The organism is Actinomyces procaprae, assembly GCF_004798665.1.
GTDB classification, from domain to species: domain Bacteria; phylum Actinomycetota; class Actinomycetes; order Actinomycetales; family Actinomycetaceae; genus Actinomyces; species Actinomyces procaprae.
In genome coordinates this window covers 1,405,983-1,421,826 of record NZ_CP039292.1, presented here as the reverse complement: position 1 = coordinate 1,421,826, position 15,844 = coordinate 1,405,983, and the positions used below count along the sequence as shown (strand labels likewise).

At 71.3% G+C, this 15,844-nt stretch carries 15 protein-coding genes; 4 read left to right on the top strand and 11 right to left on the bottom strand.

All coding sequences use genetic code 11. The features are described from left to right. Window positions 1-179: 179 nt before the first annotated feature. Window positions 180-1,649 carry a class I SAM-dependent RNA methyltransferase gene (locus tag E4J16_RS05610; protein ID WP_136313480.1) on the bottom strand — a complete coding sequence of 490 codons (1,470 nt, stop codon included), beginning with the start codon at window positions 1,647-1,649 and terminating at the stop codon, window positions 180-182. Beyond that, window positions 1,646-3,739: an APC family permease gene (locus tag E4J16_RS05605; protein ID WP_136313479.1), complete on the bottom strand. Its 2,094-nt coding sequence runs from the start codon at window positions 3,737-3,739 to the stop codon at window positions 1,646-1,648. The genes E4J16_RS05610 and E4J16_RS05605 overlap by 4 nt, the downstream gene beginning before the upstream one ends. 66 nt (window positions 3,740-3,805) lie before the next feature. Between E4J16_RS05605 and E4J16_RS05600 the strand changes: the two genes are divergently transcribed. Together E4J16_RS05600 and E4J16_RS05595 are read left to right on the top strand one after the other, a co-directional pair. Continuing rightward, window positions 3,806-4,471, top strand: a complete 666-nt coding sequence (locus E4J16_RS05600; protein WP_136193880.1) for a potassium channel family protein — start codon at window positions 3,806-3,808, stop codon at window positions 4,469-4,471. A 2-nt stretch (window positions 4,472-4,473) separates the two neighbouring features. Further along, a complete protein-coding gene (locus E4J16_RS05595) occupies window positions 4,474-5,202 on the top strand; it encodes a potassium channel family protein (RefSeq protein WP_136193879.1) in 729 nt (242 codons plus the stop codon). On the opposite strand, the gene E4J16_RS05590 is transcribed toward E4J16_RS05595, so the two are convergent. The 4 genes from E4J16_RS05590 to E4J16_RS05575 are packed head-to-tail and all read right to left on the bottom strand — an operon-like array spanning window position 5,168 to window position 7,302. Continuing rightward, window positions 5,168-5,884 (bottom strand): DUF3159 domain-containing protein, encoded by a 717-nt coding sequence (locus E4J16_RS05590; protein ID WP_136313478.1) that lies wholly within the window; start codon window positions 5,882-5,884, stop codon window positions 5,168-5,170. The genes E4J16_RS05595 and E4J16_RS05590 overlap by 35 nt on opposite strands. Then, window positions 5,881-6,270, bottom strand: coding sequence for an OB-fold nucleic acid binding domain-containing protein (locus E4J16_RS05585; RefSeq protein WP_136313477.1), 390 nt, complete (start codon window positions 6,268-6,270; stop codon window positions 5,881-5,883). The genes E4J16_RS05590 and E4J16_RS05585 overlap by 4 nt, the downstream gene beginning before the upstream one ends. After that, window positions 6,267-6,968 carry a DUF3710 domain-containing protein gene (locus tag E4J16_RS05580; RefSeq protein WP_136193876.1) on the bottom strand — a complete coding sequence of 234 codons (702 nt, stop codon included), beginning with the start codon at window positions 6,966-6,968 and terminating at the stop codon, window positions 6,267-6,269. Before E4J16_RS05580 ends, E4J16_RS05585 begins: the two co-directional genes overlap by 4 nt. 28 nt (window positions 6,969-6,996) lie before the next feature. Next, window positions 6,997-7,302, bottom strand: coding sequence for a DUF4193 domain-containing protein (locus E4J16_RS05575; protein WP_136193875.1), 306 nt, complete (start codon window positions 7,300-7,302; stop codon window positions 6,997-6,999). Between the two features lie 319 nt (window positions 7,303-7,621). Between E4J16_RS05575 and sepH the strand changes: the two genes are divergently transcribed. After that, the gene (gene sepH / locus E4J16_RS05570; protein ID WP_136193874.1) at window positions 7,622-8,689 is read left to right on the top strand and encodes a septation protein SepH; all 1,068 of its coding nucleotides are present in this window, start codon (window positions 7,622-7,624) and stop codon (window positions 8,687-8,689) included. Window positions 8,690-8,726: 37 nt separating this feature from the next. Here the strand turns inward: sepH and E4J16_RS05565 are convergent, their stop codons facing one another. Together E4J16_RS05565 and E4J16_RS05560 are read right to left on the bottom strand one after the other, a co-directional pair. After that, complete coding sequence (locus tag E4J16_RS05565; protein WP_136313476.1) at window positions 8,727-9,992, bottom strand: alkaline phosphatase family protein; 1,266 nt, start codon at window positions 9,990-9,992, stop codon at window positions 8,727-8,729. After that, the gene (locus E4J16_RS05560; RefSeq protein WP_136313475.1) at window positions 9,989-10,591 is read right to left on the bottom strand and encodes a DUF5998 family protein; all 603 of its coding nucleotides are present in this window, start codon (window positions 10,589-10,591) and stop codon (window positions 9,989-9,991) included. The genes E4J16_RS05565 and E4J16_RS05560 overlap by 4 nt, the downstream gene beginning before the upstream one ends. An 81-nt stretch (window positions 10,592-10,672) precedes the next feature. Between E4J16_RS05560 and E4J16_RS05555 the strand changes: the two genes are divergently transcribed. Further along, on the top strand, window positions 10,673-13,216 hold the full coding sequence (locus E4J16_RS05555; RefSeq protein WP_136313474.1) for a DNA gyrase/topoisomerase IV subunit A: 2,544 nt from the start codon (window positions 10,673-10,675) through the stop codon (window positions 13,214-13,216). Window positions 13,217-13,238: 22 nt separating this feature from the next. On the opposite strand, the gene E4J16_RS15315 is transcribed toward E4J16_RS05555, so the two are convergent. The 3 genes from E4J16_RS15315 to E4J16_RS05540 all read right to left on the bottom strand — a co-directional run bounded on the left by E4J16_RS15315 (window position 13,239) and on the right by E4J16_RS05540 (window position 15,697). Continuing rightward, entirely contained in the window at window positions 13,239-13,463 is a 225-nt protein-coding gene (locus E4J16_RS15315; RefSeq protein ID WP_204520066.1) for a hypothetical protein, read from the bottom strand. 134 nt (window positions 13,464-13,597) lie between these two features. After that, window positions 13,598-14,491: a 2-hydroxy-3-oxopropionate reductase gene (garR, locus tag E4J16_RS05545; RefSeq protein WP_136193870.1), complete on the bottom strand. Its 894-nt coding sequence runs from the start codon at window positions 14,489-14,491 to the stop codon at window positions 13,598-13,600. A 42-nt stretch (window positions 14,492-14,533) separates the two neighbouring features. Continuing rightward, window positions 14,534-15,697 carry a GntT/GntP/DsdX family permease gene (locus tag E4J16_RS05540; RefSeq protein ID WP_136313473.1) on the bottom strand — a complete coding sequence of 388 codons (1,164 nt, stop codon included), beginning with the start codon at window positions 15,695-15,697 and terminating at the stop codon, window positions 14,534-14,536. Window positions 15,698-15,844 lie beyond the last annotated feature (147 nt).

Here is a 15,844-nt window from a genome sequence, read left to right as displayed (position 1 = left end):
GCTGGCGCACTGCATGCACTGCGGTGAAGTCGGCTGCCGATCACGGTAGCCGACGATGCTTCATCCGGCGGCAACCTGCGGCACAGCGGCACGACTCGGGAGCGCCGCCGCCGCGGCATACGCCACACGGGAGTTGCGAAAACGCGGACCCGCCGCTGGAGCACAGGGCCATTCCGCAGTCAGCTCCGCTGCAGCACGGCGATGGTCTCGAAGTGGTGCGTGTGCGGGAACATGTCCAAGGCGCTCATGGCCGCAGGCCGATAGCCGACCTCCAGGCAGACGCCCAGGTCGCGTGCGAGTGCCGCCGGATCGCAGGCGACCATCACCACCCGACGCGGGTTCAAGGCCGCCACCGCCTGAATGATTCCGCGGCCGGCACCCTGCCGGGGCGGGTCCAGGACGACGACGTCGGCGCCCGCTCCTGCGGCGGAGCCGTGGGCCTCGAAGCGGCCGAGCTGCGCCACCGCATCCGGGGTGACACGACCTGCGGTCAGCTCCGCACCGGTATAGTCGTGCAGCGTGCGGCGGGCGTCGCCGACCGCTTGCCCACTGCCCTCCAGGGAGTGCACCGCGCCGGCCAGGGCGGCCAGCGGCAGCGTGAACAGTCCGGCCCCGGCATACAGCTCGAGGACACGAGTGCCGGCGGTGCGCGCGGTATCCAACGGGGCGTCGTCGGCACGGGTGCCGCAGGCGGTCGGCTCCTCCCCGAGTGCAGCACGCACTACCCGGTCCACCAGCACGCTCGGGGCCTCGCGGTGGGACTGCCAGAAGCCGTCGGCATGCACGGAGTAATGCAGCCTCCCCAGGCCCAGGCCGGCCGCGTCCACCACCTCGCCGACCCTCCGGCGGCCGGTGGAACGCCCGGCGGCAGTCAGCACGGTCTGGGTCCGGGCTCGCCTTCCACCACCCTCCAGTAGGACCAGGGGCTCGCCCTCGCTGGGGGCGACGGCGTCGATGCGCATGCCCGGGCGGAAGTGCTTGCGCCACAGTGCGCGCTCAATCAGTCCAAGCTCCTGGATGGCGCGCACTGCCAGGGGCACTTCCCGCACAGGCAGCACGGTGCCGGAGCGGAAACCGTGCATGCCGGCCTCGCCGTCCTCGGTGACCGACAGCGAGATGCGCGTGCGGGTCCCGGCACCGGCACGGGCTCGCACTCTCGGATCGGGATCCGCCTCCGCAGCAGCATCACCCGGCATGGCCTCGATCGGCACCGCTCCTCCGGTGACGCCCGGCAGGGAGGAGACGGCGTCGACCACCGCCGCGCCACCGATGCGCCGCAGGCAGTCGGCCAGTACCCACCGCTTCCAGGTGCGCTGGGCGGGCAGGGAGACGTGGGACAGCTCCCCGCCGCCCACTCCCCCGGGTCCGGCCTCCGGCCACAGTGGGCGCACCCGGTCGGGCGAGGCGGACAGTACCTCGACGGTGTCGGCCCGCCAGATCTTGGAGTTCTTCTCCGTCATCACCGCCCGCACCTGCTCTCCGGGCAGCGCGTGGCGGACGAATACGACGCGCCCGGAGGGGTCGTCGACGGGACGGGCGAGGCAGTGGCCGCCGTGTGCGGGAGCGCCGACTGTCAGCGTCACGTATTCGGGGGTTGCCGGGAGCGGCGCCGACCGGCGGGGCGGGGCGGGGCGACGATGGGGGCTCATGCGTTCTCCTGCGTCGTGGGCGGGCGGTTGGTACTCGGGTTGTGAGAGGGAGCGAGCCTATGCTCCTGCGCGCTGCGGGTGGCGACGTCGACGTCCATGATGTCCTCGGCCGTGCCCGCGCGCGAACCGCGGTGAATGTGACTCTCACCGAGCGGACCCAGCCGCCAGGGAACGGGTGCGACCACCACGCCCGGGGTGAGCAACAGCGCGGTCTTAAGCCGCCGCGCGGTCTGGTTGTGCAGGGCCCGCTCCCACCAATGGCGCACCAGGTACTCGGGAAGGAACACCACCACCAGCTCACGCGGCGAGTCCCGTCGCACGCTGCGCACGTAGGAGACGACGGGGCGGGTGACATCCCGGTGCGGGGAGTCGAGCACCGTCAGCGGCACCGGCAGCTCGGCGTCCTCCCAGTCGCGCAGGAGCCGCGCGGCGCCGCCGTCGCCGATGTCAACGGATACGGCCTCGATGGATGTCGGCTGGGTGGACAACGCGTAGGTCAGGGCCCTCAGAGTCGGCCGGTGCAGGCGGGAGGCCAGCACAATGGCGTGCACGTGCGCGGGCAGCGGGCGTGCGTCGTGCAGGTCGCCGATGGCGATCTCCTCACTCACGCGCCGGTAGTGGCTGCGGATGGCACTCATCACCAGGTACAGCACCGCCATGATGGCCACGGTGATCCAGGCGCCGCGGGTGAACTTGGTCAGCAGGACTACCACCAGCACGGTCCCGGTTGCCGCCACTCCGATGGCGTTGACGATGCGCGAGCGGTACGTCCGGCGGCGCTTGCCGGGGTCGGTGGCGGTGGCCAGTTCCCGGCTCCAGTGGTGCACCATGCCGATCTGGGACAGTGTGAAGGAGATGAACACGCCGACGACGAACAGCTGAATCAGCCGGTACGGGCTGGCCTGGAAGCCGACGATGAACACCACCGCGCCCGCCCACGGCACGATGATGCCGTTGGAACGGGAGAGGCGGTCGCCGCGCTGGGACAGCTGCCGGGGCAGGAACTCGTCACGGCCGAGGGCACCGGCCAGTGCTGGGAAGCGATTGAAGGCGGTGTTCGCGGCCAGCACCAGGATCAGTCCGGTAGCCGCGGTCACCACGTAGAACATGGGACGGAAGCCGGCGAAGACGACCGCCGCGATCTGCCCTATCGCAGGATCCTGGCGGTAGTCCTCACCCAGCGGCGCCCCGTGGTCCACCAGGTCGGTGGCGGGGTTCTCAACCATGTGCACACCGACAGCCCCGGCCAGGTGCACCACGCTCAGCAGCATCGCGGCTGCGATGAGCCCGAACAGCGCCAGTACGGCGGCTGCGTTCCTGGACTTGGGACGCTGAAAGGAGGGCACGCCGTCGGCGATCGCATTCACGCCGGCGAGGGCGGCGCTGCCGGAGGCGAAGGCACGCAGGACGAGGAAGGCCCCGGCCAGGCCCGTGAGGCCCTGGTTCCGACCGGCCTGGGAAACAACTTCATAGGATGCGGAGGGGGCCCGCCCCAGGGCGCCGGTCAGCTCCTGGATGAGGCCGACCACGGCCATTGCCCCTACAGCACCCATGAACAGGTAGGCGGGCAGGACCGGGGCGCCGCCGGGCTCGCGACCGCCGCGCAGGTTGACCAGCGCCAGGACAGTGACCAGGCCGACGGCGATCTCCACCCTGTAGGGGTCCAGCGCGGGCACGATGGCGGCCAGGTAGCCGGCACCAGCGCAGGTGGACACGGCCGCGGTGAGCACGTACTCGCTCAACTGGGCGGAGGCGGCCAGCAGCCCCGCCCGGTCGCCAAGGTTGGTGGAGACCACCTCGTAGTCGCCGCCGGAGGGATAGGCGTGGACGGTCTGGCGGTAGGAGGCCACCACAATGACGAGCACGCCGACGACGGCAAGCGCGATCCAGGGCGCCGCGACCGTTGCGGCCGCACCCGCTACCGCCAGGGTGACCAGGACTGCATCCGGCACGTACCCGACCTTGGACAGGGCGTCGGAGGCGAAGACGGGCAGGGCGATCCGTTTGGGGAGGAGGGTCTCCCCCGGTGCCCGGCCGGGCACCGGGCGGCCGACAAGAAGCCGCTTGACGCGGTCGGCGAAGTCACGCACGAACGACGATGCTACGTCCGCCTCCCGCCTGCGCCAAGCGTGCGACGACGGGGTACCGTTGCCCCCGTGCACTTCGTCATCATGGGCTGCGGCCGAGTGGGCGCCTCCATGGCCACCCAGCTGGACCGTATGGGTCATTCGGTGGCCGTAATCGACCGTAACTCCGACGCCTTCCGGCGCCTCCCGCCCACCTTCAACGGCCGCAAGATCAAGGGGATCGGCTTCGACCGGGATGCCCTGGAGCAGGCGGGAATCGACGAGGCCTACGCCTTCGCCGCAGTGTCAAACGGGGACAACTCCAACATCATTGCGGCGCGCGTGGCGCGGGAGCTGTTCGGAGTGGAGCATGTGGTAGCCCGCATCTACGACGCCACCCGCGCCGATGTCTACGAGCGGCTCGGCATTCCCACGGTGGCAACCGTGCGGCAGACCGCCGAGCACATGATGCGCCATGTGCTCCCCGGTGGAACCGCCCGGGAGCTCATGGATCCCTCAGGGGCGGTGGGCCTGGTGCAGCCCGATGTGTCCTCCGCGTGGGTCGGCACCACGGTGGGCGCCCTGGAGGACCGCCTCGGCGTGCGGGTCGCCTGGATCTCGCGTGGTTCGGGAGCCGTCATCCCGCAGGAGAACACCATCATCCAGGAGCACGACCGGCTGCACCTGGCCGCCTACACCCCGCAACTGGCGGCACTGCAGCGCGCGCTGTCCCGCCCGCCCGCACAGGAGGTTTGAGCATGCAGATCCTCATTGCCGGAGCCGGCTCGGTGGGGCGCTCGATCGCCCGGGAACTCATCAGCCACGGGCATGACGTCACCCTGATAGACCGTTCCCCCGACGCCATGCGCATCGCCTCCGTGCCGGAGGCGGACTGGCAGCTGGCGGACGCCTGCGACGTGGGCTCGCTGGCCGATGCCGGCGCCGGCGACTGCGACGTCGTCGTCTCGGCCACCGGGGATGACAAGGCCAACCTGGTCATCTCCCTGCTGGCCAAGACCGAGTACGGGGTACCGCGCACGGTGGCGCGGGTGAACAATCCGAAGAACGAGTGGCTGTTCGACGACACCTGGGGGGTGGACGTGGCCGTGTCGACCCCGCGGATCATGACGGCACTGGTGGAGGAGGCCGTCAGCGTCGGCGCCCTGGTGCCCGTGTTCACCTTCCACCAGTCCGGTGCGCTCATGCACGAGCTGACGCTGCCGGACGACTCCCCCGTGATCGGCGAGCTGGTCAGCGCCGTGGAATTGCCCCCGCACACGGTGCTCACCGCGATCCTGCGCGACTACCGGCCGATCCGCCCGGGCCACGAGGAGCGCTTCGAGAGAGGCGATGAGCTCCTCTTCTTGACCGCGCAGGCGGGCGAGGCCGCGTTGGCAGAGGTTCCCGCGATCTTCACCGCCGCCACGCAGCAGGCCCCGGCGACGGGCTCGGTCAGCCCTGAGGCGCAGGCGCAGGAGCCCGCCTAAGGGCCGGGCCGACGACCAGCCACACGAACCACACAGTCACAGCGAACAGGGGCAGGCCGAGCAGGAGCCGAGCGATGCCCAAGGCCCCGACCGCGGCCTCGCCGGCCAGGTACAAGGGCAGTTCCACCGCCAGCCTCAGGGCGAACATGGCGGCGAGGATCGCGGTGCCCAGCGCGTGGCGGCGGGCGACAGCGGCACTCTGTTCGCCCCGTCCGCTGCCGGAGGCGGCATGCCAGGCATCCAGGAGCAGGCCGACCAGCGGACGACGCAGCAGCAGCGACCCGCCGGTGACCGCCAACCAGACGGCATTGATCACCAGGCCGGTCGCATAGAAATTCGTGGCGCTTCCGGAGCGCCACGCCCACAGAGCGCTGATAACGGCCAGGGCGCCGCCGCCGAGCACCTGGGTCAGCGGCTGGCGTCCCAGCAGCCGCGCAAGCAGGGCCGCGGCGCTGACCAGCAGGGAGCCGGCCAGGGCGGGCACCAGCGCGTCGGGACGAACGGCGAGGACACAGACGAAGACCAGCGTGGGGGCGACCGACTCCAGGATGCCGCGCCAGCCGCCAACGGCGGCAGCGGCGTCGAAGCGATCGGCGTCCAGGGCTCTGAGCCCTCCGTGGCCTGCGCGCTCGGGGCGTTCGCCGCGGGTCACCGGTGTCGCACCGCCCGGATGCTCGTTCATTCGTCCTCCCCAATGAGCTCATACAGGGGGTTGTAGATGCTGGGGCGGGTGCGACCCGCCACCACCATGCCCTCGGCGCGCAGGCGGACACCCGGCCCGATACCGGCGATGGTGCGCCGACCTATCCAAACCAGGTCCACCGCACCGGTGCCGTCATAAAGCTGGCCGACCAGTGTCGGCTTAGCGGAGGCGGGCCGGTAGGTGACCGCGCGCAGTACGCCCGATACGCGGGCGCGCCTACGGGGCTCCAGGTCCTTGATGGGGGTGTCGCCGCGCCGAGGCGCCGGGGCCGGCTCGGCGCCGTCCGCATCCCCATGGCCTCCGCGCACGGCGCGCAGGCCGCCGGCAACACGCCGTATGAGCGCGGACCCGGGGCGCCGACTCATCGCACCTCGGCGATGGTCGGGCCGGGCTGCAGCGGATCCAGGCCGGGTAGTTCCTCAGCTTCTGGGGCAGCGGTCACGCCCGGCGCGTGCAGCGGGAGGATCTCCCGCGGGGGGCGGGCGGTGCCGTCGCGTACGACCACGGTGTTGGCGAAGACCTCCCGCAGCTGCCGGGCGGCGCCATCGTCGGTGGCGGCACGCCCCTGGAGCACGCCGCGCAGGAACCAGCGCGGGCCGTCGACGCCGATGAAGCGGGCGGCCACGGTTCCTGACCGCCCCTCCGGGGTGCGTACCGGCATCTGTGCGAGGATCTCGGTGCCGTAGTCGCCGTCGACCAGCTCATAGGTGGCCTTGGCCCGGGTCAGCTCCGCGGCGATGTCCGCGCGCAGCTCGTCCCAGATACCCGCCGAGCGGGGGGCGGCGAAGGCGCGCAGCTCCATGGTCGAGCCACCCAGGATGAGGACGACTGCCGAGGCCTCGGCGCCCCGGCCGGCTCGCTCCATACGCAGCTGCATGCCGTCGACGGCGGGCACCCGCAGGGCGCCGAGGTCGATGCGTCCGGCGGGCGCGCTTCCGTCGGGGACGTCCGCCGCATCCCAGGGACCGGTGCCGACGTCCTGCGCCGGGGACCGCGCGGGCTCCTCCTGATCAGCCTCGGCGGCCTCGGCGTCGTCGTGGTGGCGGCGGGAGAAAAGGCCCATGAGGTTCTCCTCCTTATCTGTAGTCCCGTCAGCCGGCGCAGTCGGTGCACACCGGCAGGCCGGTCGTATCATCGACGTAGGCGAGCGAGCTGCGGTGGTGCACGAGGAAGCACTCCGAGCAGGTGAACTCGTCCTCGAGCTGCGGGACGACATGCACGCTCAGCTCCTCCCGGGACAGGTCGGCTCCGGGGAGCTCGAAGCCCTCGGCGACTTCGTTCTCATCCTCCTCAATCGCCTCCGAGGACTGATCCTTCTGACGAGCGGTGAGCTCCTCGATTGAATCGGCTTCGGGCTCGTCGTCGTTCTTGCGCGGGGCGTCGTAGTCGGTTGCCATGGCCTCGTCACTTTCTCCTGTGGACGGCTCTCGCTTGGGCTCTCGGGCAGCGGCAGGCGCTGCCGGGAACGGCGATCGTCCTGCTTGCCGAACGTACGCCGCCCCTCCGAGCTAGGGCACGCGCACCATAGCACCACGTCGCGGCCGCGGGAACCGCCTCATCAGGGCATACGCAACGGCTGTGGGCGAACAGCCGTCGAGCTCGTGCGTGCCACACCGCCCCGCCTCCCGGACTCGGAGCGGCATAGATGGCACGCTGAGACATGTGCCAGCCCGCCCGCCTCGGGTTGCATGAGGGACTGTAAGGAGGCCCACGTCAATGATCGAGCTTGAGCTGTTGGGTGCCAATGGCGACACCATCGTCATGACCGACTCACGCGGGGAGCGCTACAGCATCGTCGTCGACGACGCCCTGCGCGCCGCTGTGAGACGCGCGCGCCCCGCAGCCCTCTCCCCCACCCCGGAGCCGCCCGCTCCCGGTACGGCAGTGCGCCCCCGGGAGCTGCAGGCACTCATGCGTGCCGGTGCCAGCGCGGAGGAGGTCGCCTCCGCCACCGGCCTGAACGTCGAGCATGTGCGCCGCTTCGAGGGGCCTGTCGTCGCCGAGCGCCTGTGGGCGGTGCAGCAGGCGCAGGCGTGCAGGATCGGCTGGGAGCAGGACTCCCCGGTCCTGGGCGAGCTCGCCGTGGACAGGCTGGCCACGCGCGGCGTCGAGCCCAGCAGCCTGGAGTGGGATGCACTGCGGGAGGGCAGGGAGCCGTGGCAGATCGTGCTGACCTTCGTCCAGGGCGCTGAGGCGAAGCAGGCGCACTGGGAACTGGACCTGACGGCACGTTCCGTGTCCGCCCTGGATGACGAGGCCCGTTGGCTCACGGAGGCGGGCGGTGGGCGACGCCCCACCGTATTCGACCAGGATTCCGCGGCTCCCGGCGCCTCCTCCGCGGCCCTTCCCGCAGCGTCACCGCCCGCTGCCGCGTCCCCGGCACCCGGAGGTGATGACCCGCGGCCGGCAGCCGTGGACTCCACGGATGCGCTGCTGGCGGACTTGGCCTCCAACCGTGGTCGCCGCATTGAGGTCAGCGCCCCCGACGCCGTAGACGACGTCCCGGAGGACGCCACCGAGCCCCGGGGGCAGGCGCAGGTAGTGTCCATGTCGGAGAGGCGTCGCGCGCACACCGGTAACCACCCGGCGGGCAGCAGGCTGTATCAGGCCCCGGCGCCCGCACGCACCCAGGAGGAGCCGAGCGCAGGCACCCCTGACGACGCCGACGCCACCCAGGAGGCGCTGCCGGACATGCCCGCGGCGCCCGCGCCCAAGCCCAAGCGGCGGGTGCGCCGCTCCGTACCCTCATGGGATGAGATCGTCTTCGGCTCCAAACCGGAGTAGCGGGTCAGCCGGCCGCCAGGGCCGCGGGCAGGACCGGTCAGGTACGGGCGAGCAGCAGCGGAACGGTCATCTCGGTCTCCGTGAGTGAGCCGTGCACGCCCGGCAGGCCGATCGCAGCCGCGGAGTGAACACGCGGGTCGACCACCACCCAGTTGTCCGCCATGGCCACCAGCACGTCGCCCAGGACGCCTTCCGCGCGTTCCCCGATGGGACCGAGCCGGGCGGCGGCCTGTGCGCGAGTGCCCACCCACAGCGCCCGCTCTCCCAGCACCGTCCGCCAGCGGCAGGCGACCGCTGCGGCCGTCTCCGGGTCGGAGTGAGGCACATACAGCTGGCTGAAGCGCGGCTCCCCGGCCACGGCGACGACGTCGCGGGCAAGCTCGGGGTGATCGGTCAGGTCGATGCGGTGAGCCGGGTCGGTGTCGACCATGCCGTGGTCGGCGGTCAGCAGCACGCGCGTGCCGGCGGGCACGCGGCGCAGCAGCTCCGCCATGGCCCCGTCCAGGCGCTCAAGCTGCTCGAGCCAGTTCTCCGAGCGCCAGCCGTGGCGGTGACCGGCGTGGTCGAGCTCGCCGACGTACAGGTACACCAGGGGCACTCCGCGCCGCAGGGCGTCCGCGGCCAGGCCGGGACGGTCCTCCATGCGGTCCGCTCCCAGGTGGCGGGCGCCGCGCAGCGCCGCCTCGGTCAGTCCGGAGCCGGCGAAGCGCGCCGGGCCGATGGTTACCGCCGGGGTCGCAGCGCGCGCTGCATCACCGTGTGGGGGGATGATCCGTTCGAAGATGGTGGGCACGTCCTGCCAGCGGCGCGGATCGGGGGCGTCTCCCTCCCAGGTGATCAGACTCAGGTTCTGGGTGGCGTGCGGGGTCGTGTCGGCGGGGAGGTCGCGGCCGAGGCGCGGGTTGAGCACGCTGTAGCCGACCATGCCGGTGATGCCGGGCGGCGCGCCGGTGCCGAGCGTGGTCAGGGCGGCCGCCGTCGTGGAGGGGACGCAGGTCCGGGCGGGCCCGCCTGCCGGGGAGGAGGCCGCGTCGGACAGCCAGGTGCGCAGGGTGGGGGCGTGCCCGCGGCGCTCATGAAGCTGGTGCCACCCCAGACCGTCTACAAGGACGACGACCACCCCGGCGGAGGTGAACGGCGCGGTCTCGGTGGCGGACATGGCGTCGGAGCCGCGCAGTCCCCATTCAGAGGCGGCCACGTCGGCCTCAGCGGCGGTGATGGATCCTGGCGGACCGTCCCGCAGCGCCAGGCCGGCACCGGCCGCGGCCGCCGCCAGGACCTGCCGCAGGTGCGGGGCGGTCATGCGCGCGCCGCGGCGCGGGCGGTGGCCGCGGACAGGATCCGGGCGAAGCGTTCGGCACGGGCAAGGGCCTCGTCCCCCTCCACCCCGGCGGCGACGCGCACCACGATGTCATCGGGCACGGACACGCCGGTCAGTCCGTGGTCCGCCTGGCAGTCTGGATCGGCGCAGGCGGCGGGCTCGAGGTCGATACGGCGCACGGACCCCCAGGACAGGGCGATGGTCATCTCCGTCAGGCGTCCACCGCCGACGGCCGGCTCGGACACGCCGCGCGTGAGCCCCACGGACTTGATCCGGGAGATCGGCACCGCCTCGCTGGTGGCCAGCGCCCCGGGCAGTCCGTCCTCGCGGGGTGCGTCGTCCACGTGCACGATCACCAGCCGGCTGGGCGTCAGGGCGAGCACGGTCAGGTGCCGGTGGACGGCGTCGTCGAACACGGTCTCGGCCTGTACCAGGTCAACCAGCACCTCCTCCCCCGCGACGGCGACGTCGAGGGTGCCGAGCACGAGCTCCGGGTAGTAGCCGGCCCGGGTGACCTCGTCAACAAGCGACGTCGGGGTGGGGGCCTCATCCCCGGGGCGAGCCTGCGCAGTCCACGTCATGGGGCAGATCATGCCATCGTTCCCGTCACCCCCGGGTGTCGTTGCCCCGTTGGCGAAGCCGCCCCGGGACACAATGCGACCATGCCGAAGTCCGCCCCACCGACGCCCCCGCCCGCCGACCATCTCATTGTGGACCAGGACCTGCCCACGGAGATGCGCAGCTCCTTCCTGGAGTACGCCTACTCGGTCATCTACGCGCGGGCCCTGCCGGATGCACGCGACGGTCTGAAGCCCGTGCAGCGGCGCATCCTGTTCCAGATGGACCGGATGGGCCTGCGCCCGGACCGCCCGCATGTGAAGTCCTCCCGCGTCGTCGGCGACGTCATGGGGCGACTGCACCCCCACGGGGACGTGGCCATCTATGAGGCACTGGTGCGTCTGGCGCAGCCCTTCACCATGCGTCTGCCACTGGTGGACGGGCACGGTAACTTCGGCTCCCTGGACGACGGCCCGGCCGCCCCCCGCTACACGGAGGCCCGCCTGGCCTCCCCCGCGTTGGCGCTGACGGCTGACATCGACGAGGACACGGTCGACTTCGCACCCAACTACGACTACACGCTCACCGAACCGGAGGTGCTGCCGGCGGCCTTCCCGAACCTGCTGGTCAACGGCGCCTCCGGCATCGCGGTGGGCATGGCCACGAATATGCCGCCGCACAACCTGATCGAGGTGGTGGCGGCGGCCCGGCACCTACTCGCCCATCCGGACGCCACTTTGGAGGACCTGATGGCGTTCGTGCCCGGGCCGGACCTGCCGGCGGGGGGCATGATCGTGGGCCTGGACGGGATCCGGGAGGCCTACCGCACCGGTCGCGGCAAGTTCTCCACGCGTGCCACTGCCCGCGTCGAGAACATCACCGCCCGCAAGAAGGGCATTGTGGTCACCGAGCTGCCCTACCTGGTGGGGCCGGAGAAGGTGATCGCCCGCATCAAGGAGACGGTGGCCTCCAAGAAGCTGCAGGGCATCACCGACGTCGCGGACCTCACCGACCGCAAGCACGGCACCCGCCTGGTGATCGGGGTCAAGAACGGCTACAACCCTGAGGCGGTGCTGGCGCAGTTGTACCGGTACACGCCACTGGAGGACTCCTTCGGCATCAACAACGTGTGCCTGGTGGACGGCCAGCCGCGCACGCTGGGCCTGCGCGAGCTGCTGGACGTATTCGTCCGCCACCGCCTGACGGTGGTGGAGCGGCGCACCCGCTTCCGCCTGGGCAAGCGGCGCGAGCGCCAGCACCTGGTGGAGGGACTGTTGATCGCGATCGTCGACATCGACGAGGTCATTCAGGTGATCCGCTCCAGTGAGGACGCGGCCACGGCCCGGCGGCGGCTGATGCAGGTATTCGACCTGTCCGAGCCACAGGCCAACTACATCCTGGAGCTGCAGCTGCGGCGTCTTACCAAGTTCTCGGTGATCGAGCTGGAGAAGGAGCGCGACGAGCTGGCGGCCGAGATCGCGGAGCTGGAGGCGATCTTGAACGACGAGTCGCTGCTGCGGGCAACTGTGTCCCGCGAGCTGGCGGCGGTGGCGGAGGAGTTCGGCACGCCGCGGCGCACGGTGCTGCTGGAGGCTGCGGGCACGGGCGCGGGGGCGCTCAGCGGCGGTGTGGGCGCACCCGGCGGTGCCGGCGCGGGCGCCTCCCAGGCCATGCGGCAGGCCGCGGCGGTGAGCCTGATGGCCAGCGCCGGTGAGGTGCCGCTGACGGTGCCGGATGACCCGTGCCGCGTCCTGCTGTCGGCGACCGGCCTGGTGGCTCGCGTCGGCGGGGCGGAGCCGGTGCCGCGGACGGGCGGTCGGCAGCGGCATGACGCGGTCGTCTCCCAGGTGGCGACGACGGCGCGTGGCCACGTAGGTGCGATCACCGATACTGGTCGGCTGGTGCGCATGGAGGTGCTGTCTGCCCCGGAGGTGCCGCGACTGGAGGGGACGACGTCGCTGGCCGGCGGGCAACCCGCACAGCTGCTGGCCGACGTCGAGCCGGAGGAGCGGATCGTGGGGCTGGTGCCTATCGGCTCCCCCGGAGATGACTCCGGCATACCGATTGTGCTGGCCACCGCCGGCGGAGTGGTCAAGCGGGTCAAGCCGGGCAGCGAGCCCAGGAGCGGCGATGCCTGGGAGGTCATCTCGCTGGCCGACGGCGACCGCGTGGTCTTCGCCGGGGTGGCGGCAGATTCGGACATGCTGGTGCTGGTGACCTCAGATGCACGCCTGCTGCGCTTCGAGGCGTCCAAGGTGCGTCCGCAGGGACGTGGCGCCGGCGGTATGGCGGGGGTCGCCCTGCACGAGGGCGCCCGCGTGGTGGCCGGGGCGGCGGTGCCCGTCGACCTGCTGGCCGAGGCCGTGGTGGTGACGGTGGCGGACGGTGCGGGCGCGCTGCCCGGAACCGGCTCCGGCAGCGTCAAGGTCACCCCCCTGGACCGGTACCCGGCCAAGGGGCGGGCGACCGGGGGCGTGCGTGCCCAGCGCTTCCTGCGCGGTGAGGACGAGCTGGTGCTCGCCTGGGTGGGGGTCGGTCCGGCCCGCGCCGTGGGCAGTGGGGGGCAGCCCGTCGACCTGCCGGAGGCCGACGAGCGCCGGGACGCCTCGGGTACGCCGCTGTCCGCGCCCATCACCGGGATCGGCTGAGGCAGGCCGGGAAGGCGCGGACCTACTGCGGCCCGGGGCGGCGGCTCCGCACTGGACGACCATCGCCAGGCAGATGTCGAAGTGGTTGTTCGAGTGGCAGCCCCCAGGTCAGGCCCAGGTCGTGGCAGAGCTGGGCGACGCGGACCGAGCCCTCCAGCCGTAGACGGCCTCCGCCGAGCAGGGCCGCCACTGGCGGGTCCAGGTACTTGCCCAGCAGGTCCAGCATGGCCGCCCTGATGGCGGTCACGGCATGCACCGTGGTGCACAGGTCGAAGGTCTGCACGCCCGGCCGCCGACATCGCGGCCGGCGACCGGGTAGACCTCGAACTTCTCGATCTTGGGTGCAGTCATCTCGGTTTCTCCTCCCGGCGGGTGCCCGGTCTATTCCGCCAAGTCCGCCAGGGCGGTGCCGGCCAGACGCTCGTAGTAGGCCAGCAGGCTGGAGTGGTCGTCGCGCAGGTGGCCGTCGTTGGAGATGGCGGTCATCATTTCGCGCACGGCCGCGGCCAGGGGCAGGGCGGCGCCCACGGAGTGGGCGGTCTCCAGGGCGTTGTTCAGGTCCTTGGTGTGCAGGTCGATTCGGAAGCCGGGGGCGAACTCGTCGGTCAGCATCTTCTCGGCCTTTTGCTCAAGCACCTTGGAGCCGGCCAGGCCGCCGCGGATGGCGTCGACGACGTCGCGCGGATCTACACCGGCCTGGTGCGCCAGCACCAGGGCCTCGGACAGGGCGGCGATGTTGACGGCGACGATGACCTGGTTGGCCAGCTTCGCGGTGTTGCCGGCGCCGAGCTCGCCGACCCGGGTCACCGAGGAGCCCATGACGCCCAGGACGTCCCGGTAGCGGTCGAACAGGTCCTGCGGGCCGCCGACCATGAAGGCCAGGGTGCCGTCGATGGCGCCGGCTTCGCCGCCGGAGACGGGAGCGTCGAGCATGCCCACGCCCTGTTCCTCCAGCAGGCCGCCGATCTGCTGGGAGACACCGGGGGAGATGGAACTCATGTCGATGAGGGTCAGGCCCGCGTGGGCGCCGGCGAGTAGGCCGCGCTCCCCCTCAACGACGGAGAGCACGTCGGGGCCGTTGGGCAACATGGTAAGCACGACGTCGGCCTGCTCGGCGACCTGCTGGGGCGAGTCGGCGGCCCTGGCGCCCTCGGCCACCAGGGCGGCGACCGCCTGGGGGCTGCGGTTGAAGACGACCAGCTCGTAGTCGGCGTGAACCAGGTTGATGGCCATGGGCTTGCCCATGATGCCGAGACCGATGAATCCGATGCGCATGATGATGCGGTGTCCTTTCTTGACGGTGATTGAGCGATTGGGTCAGTGGATGAATACGGCGACCAGCGGGGCGGCGATGCCGGCGGCGGTGGCCACGGCTACCGAGGCCGAGCCGAGGGCGATGCGCAGGATCACGGCGATGATCCAGGCGAGGATGATCGGGCTGATGGACCAGCCGCCGGTCAGTTCGGCGATGTAGTCGGCCACGCCCGCACCGGTGAGGACCTGCTTGAAGGCGCCGCCGCCCGCAATGACCATCAGGATCATGGCCATGGACTTGGCGCCGTCCGCCATGGAGGCGGCCACCTCGCTCATCGACCGGCCGCCGGCGGGACTGAACACGACGATCGAGGTCAGCAGCGCGATCAGCAGGGCGATGGCCGGGGAGCCGACGAAGCCGATGATGTCGGTGAGCAGGTTGTCGGCGGGCTGGGCCATGTCGTACAGCGCGGCGCCGGCGATGAGGATGACCGGCAGCAGCGCAACCATGAGGGAGCGGGCCATGGGCGGGAGCTCGTCGTCGGAGAACTCCTTGTCGGAGATGAGGCCCTGCGGGATCTCCGGGGTGACCGTGCGCACGAAGGGCAGTCGCGGCCTGACGATGGCGACGACGATGCCGATGGGGAGCGCGATGAGCAGGCCGATGGCCAGGGTGTGGCCCACGGAGGCGTCATACATGCCGGCGACCGCGGTGGGGCCGGGGTGCGGCGGCAGGAAGCTGTGCATGGTCGACAGGGTGATGGACATCGGCAGTCCGATCCACAGCAGCGACTGCCGGGTGGCCCGAACCAGGGTGACGGCGACCGGCACGATGATCACGAAGGCGACCTCGTAGAACATGGTGATGCCGATGACCACCGAGGTGACGACCATGGCCCACTGCACGCCGCGCTCACCGAACACGTCGACGATCTTCAGGGCGATGCGCTGGGCGGCTCCGGCGTCGCCAATGACGCGGCCGATCATGGCACCCACGCCGATGACTACGAGCGTGGACGACATCTGGCTGCCGATGCCGTCCTCAATGAGGTCGGCGATGGCCACCAGCCCGGCGGGGTCGTCGTCGTAGGTGAGGGTCCCGGTGGCGACGGCGAAGACGCCGACGAGCACGGAGACGACGAGCAGGGAGATGAATCCGTTGAGCTTGAAGCGCGTCATCAACAAGATGAGCAGGACTACCGCAACGGCGACGATGACGAGGGGCATGTTTGCGGTCCTTTATTGGTGGCGACGAAGACAGCAGCGTCTCCGTTGATGGGTGCGAGTCCACCTGCGTAGACAGTTGTCCGCCACCATGTCGTTCGGTTGCTTCGGACATTTGCGGTTCTTCCGGCTTGAGGGCGTGGTGGTGAG

Coding starts and splice junctions, on each gene's coding strand:
- E4J16_RS05580 (WP_136193876.1), bottom strand. CDS start 6,968: ATGGGCCTTTTCTCCCGCCGCCACCACGACGACGCCGAGGCCGCCGAG.
- E4J16_RS05540 (WP_136313473.1), bottom strand. CDS start 15,697: ATGCCCCTCGTCATCGTCGCCGTTGCGGTAGTCCTGCTCATCTTGTTG.
- sepH (WP_136193874.1), top strand. CDS start 7,622: ATGATCGAGCTTGAGCTGTTGGGTGCCAATGGCGACACCATCGTCATG.
- E4J16_RS05590 (WP_136313478.1), bottom strand. CDS start 5,884: ATGAACGAGCATCCGGGCGGTGCGACACCGGTGACCCGCGGCGAACGC.
- E4J16_RS05585 (WP_136313477.1), bottom strand. CDS start 6,270: ATGAGTCGGCGCCCCGGGTCCGCGCTCATACGGCGTGTTGCCGGCGGC.
- E4J16_RS05560 (WP_136313475.1), bottom strand. CDS start 10,591: ATGACGTGGACTGCGCAGGCTCGCCCCGGGGATGAGGCCCCCACCCCG.
- garR (WP_136193870.1), bottom strand. CDS start 14,491: ATGCGCATCGGATTCATCGGTCTCGGCATCATGGGCAAGCCCATGGCC.
- E4J16_RS05565 (WP_136313476.1), bottom strand. CDS start 9,992: ATGACCGCCCCGCACCTGCGGCAGGTCCTGGCGGCGGCCGCGGCCGGT.
- E4J16_RS05555 (WP_136313474.1), top strand. CDS start 10,673: ATGCCGAAGTCCGCCCCACCGACGCCCCCGCCCGCCGACCATCTCATT.
- E4J16_RS05595 (WP_136193879.1), top strand. CDS start 4,474: ATGCAGATCCTCATTGCCGGAGCCGGCTCGGTGGGGCGCTCGATCGCC.
- E4J16_RS05610 (WP_136313480.1), bottom strand. CDS start 1,649: ATGAGCCCCCATCGTCGCCCCGCCCCGCCCCGCCGGTCGGCGCCGCTC.
- E4J16_RS05575 (WP_136193875.1), bottom strand. CDS start 7,302: ATGGCAACCGACTACGACGCCCCGCGCAAGAACGACGACGAGCCCGAA.